At 56.1% G+C, this 23770-nt stretch carries 16 protein-coding genes; 6 read left to right on the top strand and 10 right to left on the bottom strand.

The annotated features are described in order from the left end of the window. The first annotated feature begins 175 nt into the window (after positions 1-175). A complete protein-coding gene (locus B4O97_RS02225; protein ID WP_158084105.1) occupies positions 176-1390 on the top strand; it encodes an exonuclease SbcCD subunit D C-terminal domain-containing protein in 1215 nt (404 codons plus the stop codon). After that, a complete protein-coding gene (locus B4O97_RS02220; RefSeq protein WP_083047887.1) occupies positions 1387-4929 on the top strand; it encodes an AAA family ATPase in 3543 nt (1180 codons plus the stop codon). The genes B4O97_RS02225 and B4O97_RS02220 overlap by 4 nt, the downstream gene beginning before the upstream one ends. Here the strand turns inward: B4O97_RS02220 and gcvPB are convergent. The 5 genes from gcvPB to B4O97_RS02195 are packed head-to-tail and all read right to left on the bottom strand — an operon-like array spanning position 4926 to position 9752. Next, on the bottom strand, positions 4926-6380 hold the full coding sequence (gcvPB, locus tag B4O97_RS02215) for an aminomethyl-transferring glycine dehydrogenase subunit GcvPB (protein WP_083047885.1): 1455 nt from the start codon (positions 6378-6380) through the stop codon (positions 4926-4928). The genes B4O97_RS02220 and gcvPB overlap by 4 nt on opposite strands. Continuing rightward, positions 6377-7723 carry an aminomethyl-transferring glycine dehydrogenase subunit GcvPA gene (gene gcvPA / locus B4O97_RS02210; protein WP_083047883.1) on the bottom strand — a complete coding sequence of 449 codons (1347 nt, stop codon included), beginning with the start codon at positions 7721-7723 and terminating at the stop codon, positions 6377-6379. Before gcvPA ends, gcvPB begins: the two co-directional genes overlap by 4 nt. Before the next feature lie 10 nt (positions 7724-7733). Then, entirely contained in the window at positions 7734-8126 is a 393-nt protein-coding gene (gene gcvH, locus B4O97_RS02205) for a glycine cleavage system protein GcvH (RefSeq protein ID WP_083047881.1), read from the bottom strand. Beyond that, positions 8123-9256, bottom strand: a complete 1134-nt coding sequence (gcvT, locus tag B4O97_RS02200) for a glycine cleavage system aminomethyltransferase GcvT (RefSeq protein WP_083047878.1) — start codon at positions 9254-9256, stop codon at positions 8123-8125. The genes gcvH and gcvT overlap by 4 nt, the downstream gene beginning before the upstream one ends. Before the next feature lies 1 nt (position 9257). Further along, complete coding sequence (locus B4O97_RS02195; RefSeq protein WP_083047876.1) at positions 9258-9752, bottom strand: Lrp/AsnC family transcriptional regulator; 495 nt, start codon at positions 9750-9752, stop codon at positions 9258-9260. Positions 9753-9866: 114 nt separating this feature from the next. On the opposite strand from B4O97_RS02195, the gene B4O97_RS02190 reads away from it, so the two are divergent. The 4 genes from B4O97_RS02190 (at position 9867) to B4O97_RS02175 (ending at position 16213) form a co-directional block, all read left to right on the top strand. Beyond that, the gene (locus B4O97_RS02190) at positions 9867-11084 is read left to right on the top strand and encodes an L-serine ammonia-lyase (protein ID WP_233142879.1); all 1218 of its coding nucleotides are present in this window, start codon (positions 9867-9869) and stop codon (positions 11082-11084) included. A 42-nt stretch (positions 11085-11126) separates the two neighbouring features. Next, positions 11127-12842 carry a DEAD/DEAH box helicase gene (locus B4O97_RS02185; protein ID WP_083047874.1) on the top strand — a complete coding sequence of 572 codons (1716 nt, stop codon included), beginning with the start codon at positions 11127-11129 and terminating at the stop codon, positions 12840-12842. A 213-nt stretch (positions 12843-13055) separates the two neighbouring features. Then, positions 13056-14048: an ABC transporter substrate-binding protein gene (locus B4O97_RS02180; RefSeq protein WP_158084104.1), complete on the top strand. Its 993-nt coding sequence runs from the start codon at positions 13056-13058 to the stop codon at positions 14046-14048. An 11-nt stretch (positions 14049-14059) separates the two neighbouring features. Further along, a complete protein-coding gene (locus B4O97_RS02175; RefSeq protein ID WP_158084103.1) occupies positions 14060-16213 on the top strand; it encodes a sensor histidine kinase in 2154 nt (717 codons plus the stop codon). A 51-nt stretch (positions 16214-16264) separates the two neighbouring features. On the opposite strand, the gene gtfA is transcribed toward B4O97_RS02175, so the two are convergent. The 5 genes from gtfA to B4O97_RS02150 are packed head-to-tail and all read right to left on the bottom strand — an operon-like array spanning position 16265 to position 23178. Next, positions 16265-17710 carry a sucrose phosphorylase gene (gtfA, locus tag B4O97_RS02170; RefSeq protein WP_233142878.1) on the bottom strand — a complete coding sequence of 482 codons (1446 nt, stop codon included), beginning with the start codon at positions 17708-17710 and terminating at the stop codon, positions 16265-16267. A 40-nt stretch (positions 17711-17750) separates the two neighbouring features. Beyond that, a complete protein-coding gene (locus tag B4O97_RS02165) occupies positions 17751-20510 on the bottom strand; it encodes a DUF1638 domain-containing protein (RefSeq protein ID WP_083047868.1) in 2760 nt (919 codons plus the stop codon). After that, positions 20507-21367, bottom strand: a complete 861-nt coding sequence (speB, locus tag B4O97_RS02160; RefSeq protein ID WP_198946999.1) for an agmatinase — start codon at positions 21365-21367, stop codon at positions 20507-20509. The genes B4O97_RS02165 and speB overlap by 4 nt, the downstream gene beginning before the upstream one ends. Before the next feature lie 12 nt (positions 21368-21379). Next, a complete protein-coding gene (locus B4O97_RS02155; RefSeq protein ID WP_083047866.1) occupies positions 21380-22030 on the bottom strand; it encodes a DnaJ domain-containing protein in 651 nt (216 codons plus the stop codon). Between the two features lie 26 nt (positions 22031-22056). Further along, a complete protein-coding gene (locus tag B4O97_RS02150; protein WP_083047864.1) occupies positions 22057-23178 on the bottom strand; it encodes an aminopeptidase in 1122 nt (373 codons plus the stop codon). Positions 23179-23770 lie beyond the last annotated feature (592 nt).

Here is a 23770-nt window from a genome sequence, read left to right as displayed (position 1 = left end):
GTTAGAGCATAAAATATTTTACCGGGTGTTAACGGGATCCGAAATAGTCCCGGTAACCAGGCCCACACGCTTTTATTTCCCCTCAGGGTTTTACCTCCTTTCCCTGAGGGTTATTTTTTTTCTGCCTTCTTGTCTGTTTATGTGCCTCTCCTCTACAATGGGACCCGGAGGATACGTGAAGCTACTGCATACCTCGGACTGGCATCTCGGGCATCGTCTTCTTGAGCGGAGCCGCCTGGAGGAACAGCGTCTCTTTTTGGACTGGCTTGTCGATCTGGTCCGGTCTGAAAATCCGGATCTCCTGATCCTTGCCGGGGATGTTTTTGATACCGGCACTCCCCCCAACGCCGCACTTGAACTCTACTATGATTTTCTCTACCGGATTTCCCGCACATCCTGCCGCGGTACCGTGGTAACGGGAGGGAATCACGATTCCGTTTCTACCCTGAATGCTCCCCGCCAGCTCCTGAACCGCTTCCGGGTTCATGTTGTCGGGGGAGCTATGCCCCCGGAGGATGAGCTCTTTATTCTGCGGGATGGAGAGGATAGCCCCCTGGCCTGCGTGGGCTGCGTACCCTTTCTGCGGGAGCGGGATCTCAGGCAGCCCCGGGCGGGTGAAAGTATCGGGGAGCGGGATGCGGCACTTGTCGCGGGGCTGAGGGATCACTATCAGGCAGTGTCCCGGGCAGCCTCAGGATATAAGGAGCTGCCGTTTATTCTGACCGGACACCTGCTGGCCGCCGGAGGGGGAAGGTCCTCCTCGGAACGCGATCTCTATGTGGGCACCCTGGGGCAGGTCGATTCCTCCGTCTTCCCGGCATCGGCGGATTACTGCGCCCTGGGCCATCTGCATCGCCGGGGCAGGGTGGACGGAAAGGAGCATATCCGTTACAGCGGATCGCCCCTGGCCCTGGATTTCGGGGACGAAACACGGAAGAGTCTAGTGCTGGCAGAGTTTGACGGAAAGCAGCTTGCCTCCCTTGAAGAGTTTCCCGTCCCGGTTTTCCGGCGCCTGGTCTCTCTTTCCGGGTCTCTTCCGGAAATCATCTGGCAGCTGGAGGATGTTGCGGGCAGGAATGAAGAGCTTTCTCCCTGGCTCGATATCAGCGTCAACGACCCGGTACCCGATGCCCAGGAGAGAATCGAGGAGGCCTCCGGCGCACTTTCCCTTGAGATCCTCCGGGTCCGCTATGCAAAAAACGGCGGTGGGGATGAAACCTGGGAGGATGCGGATCCGCACCTGAGCGAGCTTTCGCCCCTGGAGGTGTTCAAGCGCCGGTGCGAGTCCCGGGGAGAGGAAGCGGACGACGAACTGATCCGGGCGTATCAGGAACTTCTTGTAATTGCCGAGAGCAATATCGCCGGGGAGTTCCGGGGGGAGGATGTATGAAGGTCCTGAATCTAAAATTTAAGAACCTTAACTCCCTGCGCGGGGAGTTCCATCTGGATTTTACCCGGGAACCCTTTGTGGATGCCGGACTGTTCGCCGTAATCGGTCCCACCGGTGCAGGCAAATCGACCATCTTCGATGCCCTCTGCATCGCTCTGTACGGTGAAACCCCGCGGCTTCAGAAACGAAAAGCCGCGGGGTCGGGTGTTCTGGAAATCGTTTCCCGGCATACCGCGGAAGCCTGGGCGGAAGTTGAATTCGAGGTACCCCAGGGCTGCTACCGCTCCCGCTGGGAGGTTCATCGGGCAAGGGGAAGTGTTACCGGGGCTTTTCAGCAGCCCCGTATGCGCCTGGCAAAGATCGATTCCGCCGGTGAGGAGCTTATAGAAGATAAGCTGAGCGAGGTTCCGGATCGGATAGCCCTGCTTACGGGTCTCGATTTTACCCGCTTTACCAGGTCCGTGCTGCTTGCCCAGGGAGCTTTTGCGGCATTTCTGGACGCAAAGCCGAATGAACGGGCGGACCTGCTCGAAAAGATGACCGGCAGCTTTATATATTCCGAGCTCTCCCGCCTGGCCTTCGAACGTGCCAGGGAGGAGGAGCAGAAAGGAGTGGAGATTGCCCGGCGGATTCAGGATGTTAGAGTCCTGGATGAGGAGAGTCTGGACCTGGTACATGAGCATCTGAAGGCGGCCGGGGAGCGTTACGACCGGGCCAGAGAGTCCAGGGATGCAATGGTGCTGGCGGTGGAAAAGGCCCGGCGGGGACGAAAACTCTCAGCGGAACTCGATGAAATCGCAGACGGAATGGAAAAGCTGGAGGAGCAGAGGGAGTCGGTGGACACAATGCGGGAGCAGCTGAAACTGCATCGGCTGGTGGAACCTCACTGGAACGATATACGCCGCTTTGATCTTCTAAAGGACGAACTTTCCGGAGCCGCTGCGGATATCCGGGAGATCAATTCGTCCCTGGAACTGCTTACTACTGAAATCCTGGATCTTGAATCCGGCATGGGGGATCTCCGGGAATCCCTGAAGATTTCCCGCGCGCAATTATCCGATATCCGGGAAAAAAAGGGAGAAGCGGAAAAGCTGGAAGCCCTGTTGTCCGAACGGAAGGCACGCCTGGCCGATGAGGAGGAACGCATCCAGCACCTGCAGAAGCAGCTATCCCGAAACCTTGAGATTATCGAAGAGCTTGAAGACAGGCTTTCCGGTCTGAAGCTGGATAAACAGAAGCTTGAAGCAGCCGCAGACAACAGCGGACTGTATGAACTCTCCCTGAATCGGGAACTCTTCTTTACGCGCCTGTCCGAATGGAAAACCTTTAACCAGGATATTCAAGAGCTGAATGACGAGATTGAACTTCTTCGAAGGGAACAGGGGACACTTACCGGTATAACGGAGGCAGCGTCTCTTCCCGAGCTCAGCGCTCTCAGAAAAGAGCTTTCGGAACTCGAACAGGACCTCGCAGATACAGGAAGCTCCGGGGCTTTGAGAAGTGAATTATCGGAACTCGATCTCCGGCTTGGAGAACTGAAGGCCCTCGTCCCCTGGGCTGAACGCCGGGAAAGCCTCAGGGAAGAGCTTCTTCAGGTTCACCGGCATCTTGAAAACCTGGAAAAAGAGATTGAAACCGCCCGTCAGGATTCAGAAACGGCCCGTGTTCACCGGGATCAGGGCGAAGAATGGCATCTGCACCAGGCGGCACAGAGCTTGAAGGAGGGGCTGAAAAAAGGAAGCCCTTGTCCTGTATGCGGTTCCAGGGAACATCCCGGGGTCCGGCAGAAGGAGCTCTTTTCCGGTGAAGCCCCGGAAGAGGCCATTGACTTTTCCGCAGCTGAGGAACGGTATCGCGATACCCTGATCCGGCTTGCAACTCTCCGGGGCAGCAGGGATTCTCAGCGGGAAAAAGCCTCCGCCCTGGATGCTGAAATACGCGGACTTTCCACACGACTGGCAGATCAGGACTGTTCTTCCGCCATCCTTGAGGATCTGGATCGGAGGAGGGCTGATCTCTCCGAGAGGCATGCCAGGTCCCTGGGCATTGAAAAAAAGCGGGACGAACTTCGGCTTCGTCTGGATCAGCTCCTGGAGCAGGAAGAAGCCGCCAGGGAGGAACAGGCGCGAACCGGGAATCGGGCAGCGGTGGTGGAAGAACGGATCCGGGGCCATCTGGAGTCTCTCCGTCGGAAAGAAGATGGACTGGAAGAGACCGCAGCCTGGATTCTGCAAATCGCCCGGAAGGCCGGTTTATCCGGGGATATGGAGAATCTCCGGGAGCTGGCTGTAAAAAGCCTGGATGATTACCGCAAGTCCTGCGGGAAGCTGGAGGAGATTGTTTCCGAGGAGCGGAGCAGTTCGGAAAAACTTGAGCAGTACAGCCTGGATCTCGCGGAACGCCGGCAGGAACTGGATAAACTTTCCGCCCGGAGGGATGAGCTTCAGAAACAGGTATCTGAGATCAGCGGAAGCCTGATGGAACTGACCGGCGGCCAGTCCGTACAGGACCTCCTGCAGCTGAAGGAACAGAAGGTCCGGGACCTTGAGGATGAGCTGGAAGCCCTGCAGAACAGGGTGAATTCGGGCAAGGAAAAACGGGCGGTTTTTCAGGGTCGCCTTGAAACAGCGGAAAGTCTTTTCGAAGGGAAGCGGCAGGAGCGGGAAAATCTGCAGAGGGATCTGTCCCGACGGGCTCTTGCCGCCGGTTTTTCGGATACTGATGATTTCCGCTCATCCTATCTGGAGGATGCGCAAGCACGCCGGGAAGCCGTTGAAGAGTGGGCTGCCTCCAGTATGAGCCTCGAGCAGCGTCGGGAGGAACTGACCCGGGAGCTTCAAGAGATTCCCGGGGAACTTCGGGACAGTACCAGGGTGGAGAAGGAACTGGCGGATGCTGACGAAGAATATGCAGCGGCCCAGAAAGAGCTTTTTGGCTGTCAGAGCAGAATTGCCGCTGACAGGGAGAACCGGGAGCATCGGGAAAGGCTGCTCAAAGAACAGGAAGATCAGCGCAAAGAATACCAGATATGGTGGCGGCTCAAGGGGCTGATCGGTTCCGCTTCGGGGGATGCCTTCCGCCGCTTTGCCCAGGGACTTACCTTGGATTACCTCGTCTCCCTGGCAAACCGGCATCTGGACCGTTTTTCCGGACGTTACCGGCTGCAACGGGACGGAGGTGAGGAGCTGTCTCTCTTTATTGTAGATACCTGGCAGGCCGACGCAGTACGGCCGGTGGAGACCCTCTCCGGGGGGGAAACCTTTCTTGCGAGTCTGAGCCTGGCCCTGGGACTGTCCGAGCTGGCGGGCCGGAAGACCAGGATCGATTCACTCTTTCTTGATGAAGGTTTCGGGACCCTGGACTCGGAGACCCTGGAGACCGTACTGGCCGCCCTGGAGACCCTGCGCTCTTCGGGCAAGCTGGTGGGTATAATCTCCCATGTGGATACCTTGAAGGAGAGGGTCCCCGTGCAGATCCGGGTCCGTCGCAGGGGTACAGGCTACAGTACCCTGGCCGTATACCCGGAGACTGTCGGCTAGGTCCAGCTGACCTTCGGTTTTCGCGCCGCCAGGACCTCGTCCAGGCGGCCCACGGGGGTGGTCCGGGGCGCTCCCTTTAGCTGGTCAGGCGCCTCTGCGGCGGTCCTGACCAGGTCCTGAATTACCTCCACGAAATGGTCAAGGGTTTCCCTGTTTTCGGTTTCCGTGGGCTCCACCATCAGGGCTTCATGCACGATCAGGGGAAAATATACCGTCGGCGGATGAATACCCCTGTCGATTAGGCCCTTGGCTATGTCTGTGGCGGTAATACCGTACTCTTCCTTGAGTCTGCGGGCGGAGAGTACGAACTCATGCTTGCAGAGGGAGTCATAGGGAATTTCCAGGCTTTCAGAAAGGGAGACCCGGAGATAATTCGCGTTCAGCACCGCCAGTTTTGCCGCCAGGGAGAGCCCGTCGGCGCCCATGCTTCGAATGTAAGCAGCCGCCCTTATCATTATTCCCACGTTACCGTAGAAGCCCGCCACGGGTCCCATGCTTTCGGGACCCTGATCCCTGAAGGTATAGCGGTCTCCTTCTTTCACGATCAGGGGGCCGGGAAGGAAGGCTTTCAGGCGCTTCTTCACCAGCACCGGGCCTGCCCCCGGTCCTCCGCCGCCGTGGGGAGTGGAAAAGGTCTTGTGCAGATTCAGATGCACCACATCGAAGCCCATGTCCCCGGGACGGCACTGTCCGGTAATGGCGTTCAGGTTGGCGCCGTCGTAGTAGAGGAGTCCTCCCGCATCATGTACCGCCGCAGCTATTTCGAGGATCTCAGTTTCAAAGAGTCCCAGGGTGTTGGGGTTGGTCAGCATGATCCCCGCAAGGTTTTCGTCCAGATGCTCCTTTACAGCCTCCAGGGATATCCGTCCGGCCCTGTTGGAGGGAACTTCCACTACGTCAAAGCCTGCGATATGCGCGGAGGCCGGGTTTGTTCCGTGGGAGGAGTCCGGTACCAGCACCTTGGTGCGAGCGTGCTCTCCCCGATGCTTGAAGAAGGCTCGAAAGAGCTTCATCCCGGTATATTCACCCTGGGCACCGGCAAAGGGCTGCAGGGTGCCGGTGTCCATCCCGGTTATCTCCGCCAAATTTTCCAGCAGACGGTGCATGAGTTCCAGGCTTCCCTGGGCCGCTGATTCGGGAACCAGGGGATGAAGGGCGCTGAAACCGGGAAGGGCGGCGATATCCTCGTTGATCTTCGGATTATACTTCATGGTACAGGATCCCAGAGGGTAGAAACCCAGGTCGACGCCGAAGTTGCGCCTGGAAAGACCGGTAAAGTGGCGGACCACATCGACCTCCGAGAGCTCCGGCAGCCCGGCGGGCTTTTCCCTGAGCAGGGCCGGGGGCAGCAGTTCCCCGGAAGCCTTCTGGGGAATCTTCGTTTCCGGCAGGATATAGGCCCTTCGTCCGGGACGGGAGCGTTCAAAAAGAAGGGGATATTCACTGTTCATGTCAGGGCCTCCTTCATGGCACGGACAAAAGCGTCGATTTCTTCTCTGTCGCGCTTCTCGGTTACCGCGACAATCAGGCGCTTGGGCTCTGCTTCCGGATAGAGGCGCTTCTCCGGTACTCCGGCGAAGTAGCCCCTCTGCGCCAGATCGGTGACAACTACTCCGGCGTCACGGGGTAAATCCAGTGTGAACTCGTTGAAGAAGTTTCCATCAAACGCCGCTTCGACACCGGGAATGGAAGTAAGCTCCTTGAAGGCATAGGCGGCATTGTTCAGGTTCCGCAGGGCCACCTCCTTCAGCCCCTCTTCGCCGAGGCTGCTCAGGTAGACTGTCGCTCCCAGTGCAGCCAGGGCCTGGTTGGAACAGATGTTTGAGGTGGCGCGCTGTCGTTTGATGTGCTGCTCCCGGGCCTGAAGAGTCAGGACAAAACCCCGGCGCCCCTCCCGGTCGAGGGTCATCCCGGATATACGACCGGGGAGCTTCCTGAGGAGCTTCTCTCTCGCGGCAATGTATCCTGCCGAGGGGCCGCCGAAACCGGGGGGCAGCCCGAGGGGCTGACAGTCCCCCACGGCTATGTCGGCTCCCCATTCTCCCGGTGAGCGGCAGATACCAAGACTGAGGGGGTTGGCACTGATAATCAGCATGGAGCCGGCGGCCTTTATTGCATCCGCTGCTTCGCTCAGGTCTTCCAGTATGCCATAGACGTTCGGGGTCTGGATAATTACCCCGGCGACCCCGGGCCTGAGCCTTTCCTTCAGCTCCTGAATTGAAGTTGCACCTCCCTCCGCGGGGACAGCCTCCACGGTGATTCCCATGTCGGCGTAGTAGCTCTTGAGAACCCGGATAGTTGAAGGGTGGGCGGAGGCGGAAACGAGTATGGTGTCTCCGTTTTTCACGCTGTTCAGCGCCATGGCGGCGGCCTCGGCGGCAGCGGTATGGCCGTCGTAAAGGGAGGCGTTGGATACATCCAGTCCTGTAAGACGGCACATGAGACTCTGGAATTCGAAAATGGCCTGGAGCATTCCCTGGGACATCTCCGCCTGATAGGGTGTATAGGCGGTGAGGAACTCGGAGCGGCTGGTCAGGTGCTTTATTACCGCCGGGATGAGATGGTCGTAACAGCCGCAGCCGAGAAAGGAAACCGGCTGTATATTATTTTTTTGCGACAGTGATTCCATCTCCCGGAACACCTGGTACTCCCCGATTCCGGAGGGCAGATCAATCCCGTCCCTGAGCCGGATCTTTTCCGGGATATCCAGGAAGAGCTCGTCCAGGGAGCTGAGGCCTGTACGCTCCAGCATTTCGCGGATCTCTGTCTCCGTATGGGGAAGATAGGCAAACATGGTCTTTTCCCTAATCCTCGTGCTCTGCCAGGAACTTTTCGTAACCCGCTGCATCCATCAGGGAATCGAGTTCCCCGGGGTCTTTCATGTCGATGGCAAAAAGAAAGGTCCCGTAGGGGTCCTGGTTTACCTGTTCCGGTTCATCCTCCAGGGACTCGTTGACCTCGCTGATGGTTCCGGATACGGGGGCATATATTGAGGAGGCGGCTTTTACCGATTCGATGGTGGTTACCTCGTCTCCTTTTTTGACCCCATCGTCGACTTCCGGTATCTCCACAAAAACAATCTCCCCGAGGCTCTCCTGGGCATAATCGGAGATGCCCACGTAGGCAATTGTACCTTCCACGCGGACCCACTCGTGGCTTTCCGCGTATTTCAGCTCTTTTTTGATTTCCGAACTCATTGCTTCCCTCCATAGGCCTTTTTATAAAACGGGGTGGAAATTACCTCCCCGGTTTTGCGCTTTCCGTTGATTTCGATCCGGACCTGCTCTCCGGTCTTGAGACTCCCTTTCGGAACCCGCACCAGGGCGATAAACTCGTCCAGACTCGGGGATTTTCCGCCGCTTGTTACCTCGCCGACAGGGTGGTCCTCCTTGTATACCCGGTATCCCTGACGGGGAACGCCCCGGTCGATCATCCGGACTCCCCTCAATACGCGATAGTTCTCCTTCCTGAGCATCTCTTTCAGGGCCGCCCGGCCGATAAAATCACCCTTTTCAAAATCCACGAATACCCTGAGTCCCGCCTCCAGGGGGCCGGCGTCTTCGGTCAGTTCATGTCCATAGAGGGGGAGCCGAGCCTCCAGACGCAGGGTGTCCCTGGCACCCAGTCCACAGGGAATGAGCCCCCTGTCAGCCCCGTGGTTCAGCAGGGTCCGCCATATGCCGGGCCCTTCCGAAGCCTCGCAGTAGATCTCGAAGCCGTCCTCCCCGGTGTAACCTGTCCGGGATATCAGTGTGGGGACTCCGGCGAGGGAGACTTCATCGAAGAAACTGTAAAAGGCCAGGTCCTCCAGGTTAACATCCACAAGCTCCTGCAGGTACTCCCGGGCCCTGGGACCCTGAAGGGCGATCTGCACCCATTGGGCGCTTTGATTTTCTATACGGAGGTGGGAGCTTTTCTTCGAAGCCGCGGGGTTTTCCGTTGTAATCCAGATAAAGTCCTTTTCCGTATTGGCGGCGTTTACCACCAGCATGAAGCGTTTCTCTCCAAGGCGGTAAACAAGCAGGTCGTCCACGGCTCCGCCTCTCGTGTTGCAGAGTATGGTGTAGAGACAGGTTCCGTTCTTCATGGCGCTGACGCTGCCGGTGACGAGGCGATCCAGGTAATCCTCCGCTCCGTCTCCTTCCAGGAAAATCTCTCCCATGTGGGAGACGTCGAAGAGCCCGGCGTTGCTCCGTACTGCTTTGTGTTCAGCGAGGATTCCCGCTGCAAACTGAACCGGAAGCTCCCATCCGCCGAAATCGATAAGCCTGACCCCTTCGGTTTCCCCATAGGCCGGGAAAAGGGCTGTCCTTTTTAACTGCGCCATATTAATTCCTCTCTTTACCGGACAGTACTGCCGGTCCGGGAAGTTTTTCCGGTTTGTGATTAAGGGGAACCTTGCTGTTGTAGCTTTTGTAGACGATAAAGGTCTCGACGGAATCGATCTCCTGGACCCGGGATACCTCCTGGGTATAAAACTCCAGAAGGCCGAATCCTTCGGTAAGCAGGACTTCGATAATCAGGTCAAAACGTCCTGTTACGACCTTTACGGAGACAACCCCCTTGAGACGGCTGATCTCTTCTCCCTTGTTTACCAGGTCCATGGTGGCGAGTTTAATGCCGACCACCGCCAGTTGGCCTCCGGGAACCGCCTCCGGCTCCACCAGGGCCCGGATTTCCAGGACTCCCGATTCGACCATACGGTTGACCCTTGCACGCACCGTATTCTCGGTAACCGCGAGCTCTTCGGCTATGCGGCGAAAGGACCTGCGGCCGTCCTGAAGCCGGTAGAGAATCGCGCGGTTGAGTTCATCGAGGTGCATATCCTCATTTTGAGTATGATTGCGCTAAATGTCAATTCAAAAATAGAATATTGATGATAATCTAATTATTTATGATAAAATATTATGTATTTGTAAGTATTACGCGAGGACTGTATGGCATTCATGAAGGGCATCATCGATCTCTATAAACCAGGGCGTGGTCCCTCCTCAAGTCACACCCTGGGACCGGCGGCTGCGGCTGAACGCTTCCTTGAGGAGTTCCCCGGCGGGGAAAGCTTTGACGTTGAACTTTTCGGGAGCCTTGCCGCCACCGGGAGGGGGCATCTGACCGACCAGGCAATCACGGATGTCCTGGGTCGGGAACGCTGCACGATTCAGTGGTATCCGGATAAGGAGCTTCCTGAACATCCCAACGGAATGCGCCTGAGCGCCCGGGATGCCGGGAAGAAGCTTCTGGGGAGCCGGGAAGTCTACAGCGTGGGAGGGGGAAGTATCCTGTATCCAGGCCTGCCTGAAGCGCCGCGTCCCTATGAACATGAGAGTCTGGCGGCGGTTCTCACGTACTGCGCCCGTGAGGAGATCCCCCTCTGGAACTACGCCTACCTTCGGGAACCGGGACTCGAGGAACACCTGAGGCAGGTCTGGGAGGTAATGAAAAAGAGCATCCAACGGGGGCTTCTGGCGGAGGGTCGCCTTCCGGGGGGCCTGAAACTGCCCAGGAAGGCCTCCCAGTACATGGCAAGGGTGCGGGATGCCAGGGGGATAACCAGGGACCTGGGCAGGCTGTTTGCAAATGCCCTGGCGGTCTCAGAGGAGAACGCTGCGGGAGGGATCGTCGTGACCGCCCCTACCTGCGGTGCCTCCGGGGTGGTTCCGGCGGTCCTGGCATTCTATGCCGAATCCCACAAGCTGCCCAATGAGCGTATCTATCGGGCCCTGGCCGTCGCCGGACTTATCGGTATTCTGGTGAGGCATAACGCCTCCATCTCCGGAGCGGAGGTCGGCTGTCAGGGAGAGGTGGGAACCGCCTGCGCCATGGCGGCGGCCGCCGCAGCCCACCTTATCGGCGGGACCCGCAATCAGGTTGAATATGCCGCGGAGATGGGTCTTGAACATCACCTGGGACTTACCTGCGATCCCGTCCAGGGCCTCGTGCAGATTCCCTGTATCGAACGCAATGCCATGGCCGCTGCCCGGGCGGTGGAATCAGCCGTATACGCCCTGCAGTCCGACGGCAGCCATTCGGTCAGTTTTGATCAGGTTGTGGAGACCATGTATCGTACCGGCAGGGACCTGGGACGGGACTACCGGGAGACCTCCGGGGGAGGTCTGGCCCGGACATTTCGTCCCTTCCCGGGGGAGAGGGGCTGAATCTTGTTGTATCGCCGGTAAAAATGCTATAGTGAGGTCAGTATGAGATTTACAGACTTTGATTTTCATCCGGATATCCAGAAGGGTATTCAAGAAGCCGGCTTTGAAGAGTGCATGCCTGTACAGGAACAGTGTTTTCAGGCGATTTTTGCCGGCAAGGATGTGACGGCCCAGTCCCAGACGGGGACGGGAAAAACCGCGGCCTTTCTGCTCTCCATCTACCATCTGTTTTTGACCGACTCGGTGGAGAAAAAGAAGGCCCTGATTATCGCTCCCACCCGGGAACTGGTGGTGCAGATAGAGGAAGAAGCTAAACTGCTGGGAAGCCATCTTGATTTCAAGGTAGGCAGTTTCTACGGCGGTGTAGGCTACGGGGACCAGGAGCGGATGCTCCGGGAAGGTGTGGATATCGTTGTCGGGACACCGGGGCGATTGATTGATTTTGGAAAGCAGAAAAAGATGGATTTCAAGGGCTTTGGAGCGGTTGTAATCGACGAGGCGGACCGGCTCTTTGATATGGGTTTTCTGCCGGACCTGAGGCGTATTGTAAAAATGCTGCCCCCCCTGGATGAACGCAGGACCATGCTCTTTTCCGCCACCATGAGCGTACGGGTACAGAACCTGGCCTGGGAATACATGCGGGATCCGATGCATATCGAGATCGAACCGGAGTCCATCACGGTGGAGGAGATCGACCAGAGTATCTATCATCTGTCCCGGGACGAAAAGATACGTATGGTCATCGGTATCTTTAAAACCATGCAGCCCGCCAACGCAATCATCTTTACCAATACCAAATTCGCCGCCGTGGAGGTGGCCAAGCGTCTCTCTCTGAACGGGTTTCCCTGTGAGTACATCATGGGAGATATGCCCCAGAAAAAGCGGCTTTCCACCATCAACCGCATCAAGAAGGGCGACCTGCGTTTCCTGGTTGCCACCGATGTGGCCGCCCGGGGTCTGCACATAAACGACCTGGACATGGTGATCAACTATGATGTTCCCGAGGATCCTGAAAGCTACGTACACCGTATAGGCAGGACGGCCCGGGCCGGCAGGGAAGGAAAGGCCATTACCCTGGCCTGCGAACGCTTTGTCTACGGGCTGCCGGCCATTGAAAGCTTTATCGGTATGAAGATCCCCGTGGCGGAGCTTGACCCCTCTATGCTGGCGGAGGACCAGAGTGCAGGGATGAACGTCATGCACGATCATTACCTGAAGCGAGATCGGGGAGACCGTCGCAATGACCGGCGGGGAGATCGAAAGCGGGGTGACAAACGTCCGGAACGGCGGACCGGAAGGAGGGATTCCCGTGGCCGCGACAGGGACCGGGATCGGAGCCGGGAGATATCTGAAAATATTGAATCCGTAACCGGCAGACAGACCGGGGTCGGTAAACGGAACGATCCGCGCCGGGACAAACCTGAAAAACAGCGGAACCGCAAAAAGGAAGTTCCCCGGGATTCCCAGAGAACCCAGCCGGCCGGCGGGACCAGACGGGGAAAGAGACCGGAAAAGGAAGCGGTACAGCAGAAGCGGCGGGAGCCAAAAAATCAGCCCCCCCGAAAACCTGGAAGAAAAATCAAACCCGAGCTTGCCAGGAAAGGTGATCAGTCACTGGAAGACAGGGTGGAATACTATCGCCAGAAGTATGGGGAGAATTTTACCATAAGCCCCGAACTGGCCCAGGCGGAGAAAAAACACGCCAAAGTCTCTCTGTTTAAAAAGATTTCCCGGTTTCTGAAGGGTAAGAAATCCTGAAGAAACCCTCTGCCCGGGAGTTATATTCAATAGTCTGCTCCCCCGGATTGAGTACACGCTTGAGCGTTAGATGCTTAATCCCCGGGGAGGGGCTGTTTCTGTAACTTAAGCTCTTTCCGATTCGACAATCCTGATCTCTTCTCCTATACTTTATAAAGAGAAATAATACCTGTTCTCAGTAGAAACATATTCGACGCTGCGATGGAAAGGGTAATGAAAAAGCAAGGACGCTTTTCTCGTCACATAACTCTTTTTCTGCTGGTTCTCGTTTTTTCAGGATGCACAGGAAGAGAACCGGAGCGGATTCCGCAGGTTCATATTATCTGCGGCACGAAGTCTTTCCTGGGTATAGCCGAGGGTTTCACGGAAAAGATGATGGAGCTGGGTTACGAGGACGGAAAGAATATCGGCATCTTCCTGCATGAAGGCATAAGCGGATCTGAACAGGAACGGGAGATCCTGAAACGGATTGCAGCCGAAAAAGCCGATCTTGTGCTTGCCTTTCCCACGGGATCCGCCGTAGCCGCAAAAAGTACTTTGGACGGATCTGTCCCCCTGGTATTCGGCCTCGGGAATATCGAAGGTACCGGCCTTGTCGATACAGTTCATTGTCCCGGGGGCAATACCACGGGGATACGCGCTCCCAGTGCCCAGGTGGTTGTTAAGCGCTTCGAATACCTTCTACAGCTGGTCCCGAATGCCGAAAGAATCTATACCGCCTATGACCCTGATTATGAAGCAAACAAATCCGTTATTCCCGAACTGGAAAAGGCCGCCCTGCGGGAGGGGATCGAGCTTGTCCAGGCACGGACAGGCAGTGTCGAGGAACTTGCGGCAGACCTGGAGGACAGGGACAAGGGCGAAGTCGACATCGACGGAATCCTGATTACAGCTGATTCCATTACGCAGTCGGTCCAGGGATGGCAAGTGCTGAGCCAGTTTGCCGCCCGGCACAGTATACCCATAAGCGGCGGATCTGCAGTCCAGGCGAAATCCGGAGCTGTCCTGGCATACGCCGTGGATTTCCAAAAAACAGGTGCAATGGCAGCCCTCATTGCAGATAAAATACTGAAAGGTACCGATACCGGTACGATACCGGTGGCCACGGCGGATATGACCCTGCTGGTTAATTACCGCCGCGCACAGGAGCTGGGCCTGGTCCTTCCCCAGGTGCTTTTGAATATTGCCGACCAGATACTGCGATGACGGGATTATCAATGGGCAAAGGGAGCAATCAATCAGTCTCGGGAATCCTTTCCAGGTCTTTTCTGTATCTGATGCTTTTTTTCCTTGTTGTTCCGGGAACCATACTGACGGTAGCAAGCTATCGGCGCCAGTTGAAATATGTATCCGCGAATATTCAGATAATCGCGGAAAAAACAGCCTTGAGATTTGATGGTTTTATCAGCACCCGTTTGCAGATCCTGAAAAATACAGCATGGATAGCTGACATTGCTTCCCTGTCGGTACAGGATCAGGTGGAAATGCTCTCTCGCCTGCTGGGCCATGTGGAGGCCCTTCAGCAGGCGGCATTTCTTGACCGGGAGGGAAACCTGGAGGGTAGATTTTCTCTCCTTGACAGTACAGGTTCACAGCATCTGACGGAGTATCTGCAGGCCCAGGGGAAGAATCTGATGAACCTCCGGGAGTCCCTGGTAGGGGAGGTCCATATTGACCGGAGTACCAACGAACCCCATGTGGCTGCAGCCGTTCCGGTATTTGATGTGTTCGGTGATTTTCAGGGCGTTCTGGTAGCGGAACTCAGTCTCAGATTCATGTGGGAATTTATCGGGCAGGTTCTAATTGAAAACGGGGGCTACGCCTATATCGTCGATTCCAAAGGCCGGCTCCTGGCCCATCCTGATCTTACGCGAGCACTGGCCGCGGAGAATGTGTCGGGACTGCCGATTGTCGCGGATTTTCTGCGTTACGGAGAAGATCAGACGGGGACGGATGAACGCTATATCGGAATAAACGGTGTACCCGTGGTGGGAAAATATTATCCGGTTACAGCCACTGACTGGGCGGTGGTAACGGAGATCCCCTGGGACCGCTCCTTCTCTCCTATTCTCCGACAGGTTCTCTTTTCTGCGGGAATAATCATTCTTGCCGCCCTTACTGCAGTACTCATCGGTATTCTCCTGTCCCGGCGGATAACTGTACCTCTCGATCACCTGACCGGCATGGTAACGAGGATATCCGGGGGTGAAGAAGATCTTCGTGCCGATCTCCATGGCCCCCGGGAGGTTTCCCTGCTTGCCGCGGCTTTCAACAGTATGACGGAGCAGTTGAATCTGGTTCTCCGGCGTCTTGAGAACCGCATCCAGGAGATACGGAGAAACGAGGTCAGTCTGCGTGAAGCAAATACGAGAATGCAGGTCCTTATCGATCACTCTCCAATTGCTGTTGTTCTGCAGAACAGAGAGGGGATTATTGAACTCTGGAGCAAGGCGGCTGAATCCATCTACGGATGGAAAAGCGGCGAGGTCCTCGGTAAGGAGCTGCCTGTTATTCCCCCCGGGGAACTCGGGTCGTATAAAATCTTTTTCCGGGAGATTGTAGAGGGTAAGGACAAGGTCATTAACAGGGAATTTCAGAGCCTCCGTAAGGACGGAACGCGTATCTGGGTAAATGTTTCCGTCGCTCCTCTGGTGGACTCTTCAGGAGACGTATACGGAATCATGAATCTTGTCAGTGATATTTCAGAACAAAAAATGGCCCGGGAACAGATAGTATCCTCTCTGCGGGAAAAAGAGGTGCTTCTCAGGGAGATCCATCACAGGGTCAAGAACAATATGCAGATTATTTCCAGCATGCTGAGCCTCCAGGAGGACAGTATAGATGACCGGATCATGAAGGATGTATTTCAGGCCGGGCAGCAGAGAATCCAGTCCATGGGACTGATCCATGAGCAGCTGTACATGAGTGATGATTTTTCCCGGATAGATTTCTCCCGTTATGTCGAGTCCCTGTCACAGTATCTTCTTCAATCCTTCGATCAGGATACGGCGGGTATTCATTTCGTCGCCGATATTGCTTCTGTCGCTCTCAGTATTGAAACCGCTGTTCCCTGCGGTCTTATTATCAACGAACTTCTTACCAACTCCATGAAGCATGCCTTTCGCGGTCGGAAGGAGAGGAACATATGGATAGAGATGAAGGAAAATCCCGACAACTCCATAGCCCTGACCATCGGGGACAATGGTGTCGGTCTGCCTTCTGATGAAGCTTCAGGAAAGAGAAGTTCCCTTGGTCTGGTTCTGGTCAGGGAGCTGGTCCTGCAGCTTCACGGATCTCTGGAGTACAGGAGTGAGCCGGGTGCGGTTTTCCGTATTGTTTTTCCCCTTGATCCGGCCTCAAAGTCTGCCTGAAGGGAAGTAGAAAGCGGAACGCCTGGACAGCCGTATCTTCTCAAGGGGATATTACAAATCCAGAGCTGAAGGATTTGTCCCTGCATTCCCCGTGGCTTCGATCCGGAATGAGAGGTTATTCAGATCTGCCCTCAGACAGGCACAATGGCCTTCATGATGCCACTCGATATGCAGCGATGAGGGACTGCTCTCCTTCAAGGTAAATACACCCGAAAAAGCAGGGTGGGAGCTGCGGAACTCCATGAGGCGCAGCAGCCTCTTCACCACCGGCCGCCCGAGTTCTGAGTCGATCTCTTCGAGACTGTAGCTGTGGCGGTTTATATCCCTTCCGTTTTTTGTCTTCTCCAGAAGGGTTATATCGTTTCTGCCCGCAAGGAGCCCCACGTAGTAGACCTGGGGGATTCCCGGTGCGAAGAACTGAACCGCCCTGGCCAGAAGATAGGCCTCGTCATCGTCTCCCAGGGCTGAATAGTAGGTACAGTTGATCTGGTAAATATCCAGATTGTTGTACTTCGGAGTATTGTAGATGCGTTTTACATTCGCCCCCCGGGAATAGAGGTTGTCCCTGGTATCTTCAATCTCTTTGTCGGTCATAAGGTCCCGGACATCAACAACACCGATACCGTCGTGGGTATCGAGGGTCGTGATCTGCCTGCGGGGACAGATCGACAGCCAGTTCCTGAGATTACGGCTGCTGCCGTCGTAGATGGCCTGGAGAATGAGCATGGGAAGTGCAAAGTCATAAACCAGGTAGCCGTGCTGTGCGAGCTTCAGCTGGATGCCGTGGTGCTCGTGGATCTCCGGAAGCACCACAGCTCCGGATTCGGCGGCGATGCTGTCGCACCAGCTCAGCAGGTCCCAGACATCGGGTTCGACAAAGAAGCAGCTGGTCCCCGGGCGCTTGATTCCGTAGGCGAAGGCGTCCAGGCGGATACAGTCGGCACCCCGGCGGCAGAGTGACATCATGGAGTCCTGCACGAAATTTCGTGTCGACGGGGAATCGAGGTTCAGATCGATCTGTTCTGTATCGAAGGTACACCAGATTTTTTCCGCTGTTCCGTCGGAAAGCTGTTCTTCCACGTAGGGGGGACGGGGTTTGCGGGTGTATATTTTTGCCAGGTCTTCATCCGTCGGCTCCCCTCCCGGCCAGAAACTGCTGTAGCGTATAAAGAAATCCCTGAAGGGAGAATCCTTACCCCGGCGCAGAAAGTCCTGAAACTGGGCAGACCGGCGGGACAAGTGATTGATCATGAAGTCGACAGTCAGGTCCAGGCCCATCTCTTTTATGCCCCGGATATCGTCCCAGGATCCAAAGGAGGGATCCACCGTGTCATATCCCAGGGGAGAAAAGCCCCGGTCGCCGGAAGACGGGTAGAAGGGGAGAATATGGACCCCCGTTATAGCACGGGAAAAATACTTCTCGATTCCATGCTTCAGCGAGGCGATACTGCCCCCCATGGAGTCGGGATAGGTAATTAACTGACATCCATTGCGCACGCTTATCCTCCCTGTACAGAAATGTCCGGATACGGCAGCTCTAAAAGTTGTCCGGTAAGCCTCGTATCTCCGCTTCCATGCAGCGTTCAAGCAGAATAGGTTCACCCGTCGCACTGCGGGCTACCCTGTCCCATACCGAAAGTCTGACCTCTGTTTCGCTGGTCCCTGCCGCGAATGCCCTCCGGCGGACCTGCTCCAGAAGCCGTGCTTCCAGAACGCTTTCCGCCTGGCTTAATTCCGAATAGATCGTATCATCGGTACCGGTAAGACGATAGCCTTCAGGCGCGGCGGGGACTATTGAAGCCCTTGCCAGAGCCTGCACCGATGAAGTCACCGCCCCGATCGCGTTGGCCACATCGGCATTCTCCGGAATCAGAGCTTCCTGATCAAGGCTGCGCTGGATTCCTCCCAGCAGAAAGGGGGCCGCCGCACCCAGTCCGACAAGCGGTGCCGCCGGCTTCGCTGAAAGCCTGACCCGCCTGGAACCACCGCTTACAAGAAGCTCTACGGCGGGATCCCCCGGGCTGAGCTCGAGCATTTTTGCCATGACTCCGGCACTGATGCTTCTTTCAGCCTGCCCCCAGACCAGGCGGGCATACTCAGCTTCCGGGAGACCTGAGAGACGGGCGTGGAGTTTCAGTCCCAGACGGGCGGATTCCTTTGAACCCAGGACAAGCCGTTCCTCCACATGCAGAAGGTCTGTAGGTGTGAGTCCCAGGATTTCTATGGAGCGTACCGAAAGAAGGCGGTCCAGTTTGAGAAAGCGCCAGTGCCCAAGGAGGATTTTCTCGGCCAGTTCCAGCACGGACAGAGGACCGTTTATCAGGGAATCCAGGGCCTCCTTCTCCATCCGGTTGAGCGGGAAGGGGGGCTGTTTTCCCGTGAAGCGGCATATCAGGGCAGCGCTGCTGGAGGCGCTGAAATCATCGATCCTGGATGCAAGTCTCTTAAGGAGATCCTCACCCTCCCTGCCGAGCCTGCAGAGGGGGCTTACCCGCCTGGGACCGACCCGGATATCACCTCTGTCGAATACTACCTCGCTGTCTCCTCCGATACCCAGGGTAACCATGTCGACGGCCCGCACATGGGTGCGGTGATTTCCGATCATGGCACCGTCGGGATCTGTCTCCACGGAGCCGTTTTCCACATAGGCGATGTCAGAAGTTGTTCCCCCCACATCGATAATACAGGCTTCGTCGCAGCCGGTAAGGTATCGCGCACCTGCTATGCTCGCGGCGGGTCCGGAGAGTGCCGTTTCTATAGGGTGTTCCATGGCATAGGAGGCATTCATGAGGAAACCATCGCCCCGTACGAAGAGGACCGGTGCGTCGATATGGCGGAACCTGAGCCGGTCTTCAACGGCATGAAAGAAGGTCTCCAGGTGGGGAATGATGCCGGCATTCAGCACTGCGGTCGCAGCCCGGACGGTAAAATCCAGCTGACCCGATAATTCATGTCCCGCACAGACCATGAGTCCTGTCTCATCCCTCAGAATTCCGGCGACAGTCTTTTCATGCACCGGGTTGACGGTTCCGCCGTACCCTGAGACCGCGAAGGCCCGTACCCCGTGGTTCCGCACCATCTCCCGGGCTGTTTTTCGTATCTCCGTCTCGTCGATCTCTTCCTGTACCTCTCCGGAGATGTTAACCCTCCCGCGTATCAGCTGCAGGGGGCGGTGTTCTATCTCTTCGGCCACGGAATCGGACAGGGGCATTAACAGCAGTCCTACAGCCTGCCGGTTGTTTTCCACGATGGCGTTTGTGGCAAGGGTCGTGGATACCGAGACTATCTCCGTTCGGATAAGGGTCTCTGCAGGAAGCTGCTCCAGAGCCTTGTCGATACCCTCGGTATAATCCCAGGGTGTCGTAAGGGCCTTGGTTTTTGCCAGTACCGATTCCGTCTGCAGATCGAAGAGTACCGCGTCTGTGTACGTTCCTCCGGCGTCGATGCCGAGACCGATTCGTCGCTGCCGGTGGCTTGTTCCTCGGCTGCCCGGGATAGTCCAGCTGCGACGCTGCGGGGAGTAACCGAGGCCCGCCTCTTCAGGTTTTCCGGCGTTCAGTCTGCCCGCGGCAACATCGAAATAGGTAAGCTCACCGGGTTCAACGACAAGGATCTCATCATCGCCTGTCTCTGCCTTCAGGGCTCTTTCCATGAGCCTGGTGGAACCGGCGATGGTTTCGGTCTTCCAATTGAACTTTTGACCTATAGTCTGGACATGCTTGCGGTATTTATCCCGGTCTCCGCTTCCGGTATCGATAAAAACAGCCCGCTTGTAGTTTTTTTTCCAGGAGTGAGTTACATCGAGTATAGCTTCGGCATTTTCCCGACCGTATTTCTCCACCAGGTCTTCCGGTTTATCCCGGGAAATATCGAGCCTGATGGCCTCCTGGGAAGGGTCCCTGTCGTCCCCGCCGGGTTTTGATCCCCTGGGCTGGACCTGTTCCTCATACCATCCCGCGGAGATATAGTAGGTACCCGGAATGTGGCGGAACTGCCTGGTATATGCGGCGGAAGAACCCAGGAAGAGGCTGATACAGTCGTGTACCCGGGGAATGATCAGCGGGATACTGCGGGCATGCAGTCCGGAAGTACCGGTACCGCAGAGGCCGTAGAGCAGGATTATCCTGGAGGCTGCATGCTCTTCATCGATGGCTCTCTGCAGGGCTTCCCTCAGTTTGTTCGGTTCGCTGTGAAGCCCCCCCTCGAGAAAGCTTATCGCAATATCGGATTGATTCGTCCCCAGGATTTTTTTCAGGTCTGTACGAAAGACTCCGCAGGCGAGGATTCGTATACTCATTTCTCTGCTGCAGTCTCGATGTAGGCGATTGTTTTATATAGAAGCGTTGCCGCCAGCATGGGAGATGCGTGGCTTCCGTCGGGGCAGAGTTCGACGATATCGAACCCGACCAGCCGGCTTTTTTCTGCAATGCATCGTATCAGCCTGAGTACGGTATACCAGTCCAGACCTCCGGGCTGAGGTGTGCCGGTGGAAGGAAGAATCGACGGGTCAAAGGCGTCCAGGTCGATGGTCAGATATGTACGGGCACTGAGTCTGGAACAGAGCCTCGAAATCCATTCCGGATCTTCATGTATCTGATGGGCGTAGAATATGCGGTCCGGGTCGACAAACTCAAGCTCAGAGATGTCCATGCTGCGGATTCCGGCCTGAAGAATCGGACTCTTCTCACGGATTCGGGCCATGACGCAGGCGTGGTTGAAAGGCGAGCCGTGATAGCTCTGCCGCAGATCACTGTGGGCATCAAGCTGCACAACCGTCAGATCGTCGAAGTATTCTGCCGCAGCCCAGGCCGATCCGACACTGACGCTGTGCTCTCCTCCAAGGATAATGGGGATTTTTCCGGCCTCCAGGATTCTGCGGGTACGTTGCTGTACCCTGTCCGGGAGCTCCTCCGGCTCCTGGGCGGAGACAGGTTCTTCTACATAAATGCCCGCTCTGCAGGGGATGCTGCCGGTTTCAATGTCGTATTCTTCCAGTTGATTGGAGACTTCCAGCAGGGTGGAAGGACCAAGATCCGCCCCCTTGCGGAAGGTACTGGTTGCATCGAAGGGGACCGGAAGAATATGGTATCTGGCTGTTTCGGGGTCCCGGAATTCCGAAGAGAGATACATGAATTGGGGGTACTGTCTGTTCATTTACGGGACAGCTTATCCCTCCGTGAAGGGTTCTGCAAGTCCCGGATCTCCCTGCTGTTCCTGCTTCGCCGCAACTCGTGAAGCAAGCTGTCTGCAGATCCGGGTGTAAACACGGTTGTACTGTTCGAGGCGCCAAAGGTGGAATTTGCTGTCCCGTACCCAGATGCTGTCGGGATATTCTGAAACAACCTGGTAAAAACAGGCATAAGATTTTTGAAAATGACGCAGTGCAGATATGGCGAGATTGAGGAGCTGACTGTCAGGGACGAAGTGCTGCGGTCTTCCGGCGGCATTTTTCCGGTCGAAAAATCTGCGCTGTCCGGCTCTGTAGTTTTCAATGCCCCGTTTGTAGTATACGTAATCGGGATTCTTCAAGGGGCCGGGGAGTTTTTCTTCCGGTGAAGGAGGGGCTGCCGCCGGAGGGGAATTGGAGGACGGTTTGCTTTCAGCCTGCCCCCTGATGTAAAACAGGGCTGTAAGCGCCATGTATGCTTCGTTGATACGCATCATGGCGAGTTCCTGTTTTTGATGCTCACTGTCCGGAAACAGGTCAGGGTGGTTGGATCTGGCCGCCTGATGATAAGCCCGCTTAATGTCGGCACTGTCGGGATTATCCGGAAGTCCGAGAATCCTGAGATAATGGGCGGGTATCTCCGGAATCATGCTGAACCTCCGGTATTGTCCTGTTCTCAGCGGGTCAGGTGCTTTGGATTCAAAGCTTCAAAGGCGGGGTGGACGAAAATCCCGTCCTTGCGGATGAGCTGACCGTCCATGCTGATCTCTCCTCCCCCGTACTCCGGGCGCTGAATGCAGACCAGGTCCCAGTGGATGGCGCTGCGGTTTCCGTTGTCCGCTTCTGTATACGCGTTTCCCGGCGTAAAATGAAAGGAACCGGCGATCTTTTCATCGAAGAGCGTTTCGTCCATCGGTTCCAGAATCCGGGGATTACAGCCCAGGGCGAATTCACCGATATACCGGGAGCCTTCATCGGTATCGAGTATGGCGTTCAGCTTGCCGGTATCGTCGGAAGCGGCCTCGATAATCCTTCCCTTTTCAAAACTGAATCGGATGTTTTGGTAGGTGTGACCGAAAAAGCTGGAAGGCGCGTTATAACTGATTGTCCCCTCGACAGTGTCCCGTACCGGCGCGGTATAGATTTCACCGTCGGGAATATTCCGTTCCCCGAAGCAGGGAACAACCGGAATTGATTCGATGGAGAACCTGAGGTCGGTGCCGGGGCCGGTGATATGGACCTTTTTCGTTTTCTCCAGGAACTCCCTGGCCGGTTCCATCGCCTTTGCCATTGCAGCATAATCGACTTGCGTAGTCACGGCAAAATAGAAATCCTCAAAGCTGCTGGTGGAGGTTTGCGCCATGGCGGCCATCCCTGGGGTCGGGTAGCGCAATACCACCCATTTGGTTCCGGGAACCCGTATTTCATGATGCACCGGTTTCATCAGGTGGGTCATTTCAAGCTGGCTCTGGGATTCCGGGAGATCGCCGGTTTCCCTGGGATTGTCGTAACCCCGGATACCGATAAAAGCGTCCATCTTTTTCATGCGGAAGGCTTCTATCTCCGCGAGATTTGTAAGGCTCTCCACGGATGCGCCTTTAAGCAGTGCCCGTTGCAGCCGCGCGCGGCGATAATCGAGCACAGGATAGGCTCCGACTTCGTAGATTTCGTTTATAAGGGCTTCGATCATCTCCTCCGGGACGTCATGGCTCTGGATCAGGCATTTCTCCCCTTTTTTCAGTGCAACGGAGTGGGTAACAAGAAGACGGGCAAGTTCGGCTTGTTTAGGATGAATCATGACAGGTCTGCTCCCGGTAGTTTCTGTGAATGCAGGGATAATATACACAAAACGGGAAAAATAGCCAAAGGTATCGTGGTATACGTAGGGCTGATCACCTGTGCTGCGACAGCTATGCCTTCTCTTCTCAGCGTCCTCTGCGTGGTTCCGGTGCCTGTGCCTCATGAAGCGTTGGTTATTGTAGTGTAGTGTGAAAAGGAGGAGGGATGTCCGCGCAGAGTTCGCAGAGGTATAAACCGGGCTGATCACCTGCGCTGCGACAGCTGTGCCCCCTCTTCTCAGCGTCCTCTGCGTGGATTTTCCGGTACCTGTGACTCATGAAGCGTTGGATAGTCCGGATAGCGTGTGAACGAGAAAGAATGTCCGCGCAGAGTTCGCAGAGGTATAAACCGGGCTGATCACTTGCGCTGCGACAGCTGTGCCCCCTTTTCTCAGCGCCCGCTGCGTGGTTCGGGTACCTGTGCCTCATGAAGCGTTGGTTATTGTAGTGTAGTGTGAAAAGGAGGAGAAATGTTCGCGAAGAATCCGCAGAGGTATAAACCGGGCTGATCACCTGCGCTGCGAAAGCTATGCCTTCTCCTCTCAGCGTCCT

This window comes from Marispirochaeta aestuarii (genome assembly GCF_002087085.1).
Classification (GTDB): domain Bacteria; phylum Spirochaetota; class Spirochaetia; order JC444; family Marispirochaetaceae; genus Marispirochaeta; species Marispirochaeta aestuarii.
Note: the sequence above shows the minus strand (reverse complement) of the source record. Positions and strands in the feature narration are given on the sequence as shown.

Coding starts and splice junctions, on each gene's coding strand:
- B4O97_RS02220 (WP_083047887.1), top strand. CDS start 1,387: ATGAAGGTCCTGAATCTAAAATTTAAGAACCTTAACTCCCTGCGCGGG.
- gcvPB (WP_083047885.1), bottom strand. CDS start 6,380: ATGAACAGTGAATATCCCCTTCTTTTTGAACGCTCCCGTCCCGGACGA.
- gcvPA (WP_083047883.1), bottom strand. CDS start 7,723: ATGTTTGCCTATCTTCCCCATACGGAGACAGAGATCCGCGAAATGCTG.
- gcvH (WP_083047881.1), bottom strand. CDS start 8,126: ATGAGTTCGGAAATCAAAAAAGAGCTGAAATACGCGGAAAGCCACGAG.
- gcvT (WP_083047878.1), bottom strand. CDS start 9,256: ATGGCGCAGTTAAAAAGGACAGCCCTTTTCCCGGCCTATGGGGAAACC.
- B4O97_RS02195 (WP_083047876.1), bottom strand. CDS start 9,752: ATGCACCTCGATGAACTCAACCGCGCGATTCTCTACCGGCTTCAGGAC.
- B4O97_RS02190 (WP_233142879.1), top strand. CDS start 9,867: ATGGCATTCATGAAGGGCATCATCGATCTCTATAAACCAGGGCGTGGT.
- B4O97_RS02185 (WP_083047874.1), top strand. CDS start 11,127: ATGAGATTTACAGACTTTGATTTTCATCCGGATATCCAGAAGGGTATT.
- B4O97_RS02180 (WP_158084104.1), top strand. CDS start 13,056: ATGAAAAAGCAAGGACGCTTTTCTCGTCACATAACTCTTTTTCTGCTG.
- B4O97_RS02175 (WP_158084103.1), top strand. CDS start 14,060: ATGGGCAAAGGGAGCAATCAATCAGTCTCGGGAATCCTTTCCAGGTCT.
- B4O97_RS02165 (WP_083047868.1), bottom strand. CDS start 20,510: ATGAGTATACGAATCCTCGCCTGCGGAGTCTTTCGTACAGACCTGAAA.
- speB (WP_198946999.1), bottom strand. CDS start 21,367: ATGAACAGACAGTACCCCCAATTCATGTATCTCTCTTCGGAATTCCGG.
- B4O97_RS02155 (WP_083047866.1), bottom strand. CDS start 22,030: ATGATTCCGGAGATACCCGCCCATTATCTCAGGATTCTCGGACTTCCG.
- B4O97_RS02150 (WP_083047864.1), bottom strand. CDS start 23,178: ATGATTCATCCTAAACAAGCCGAACTTGCCCGTCTTCTTGTTACCCAC.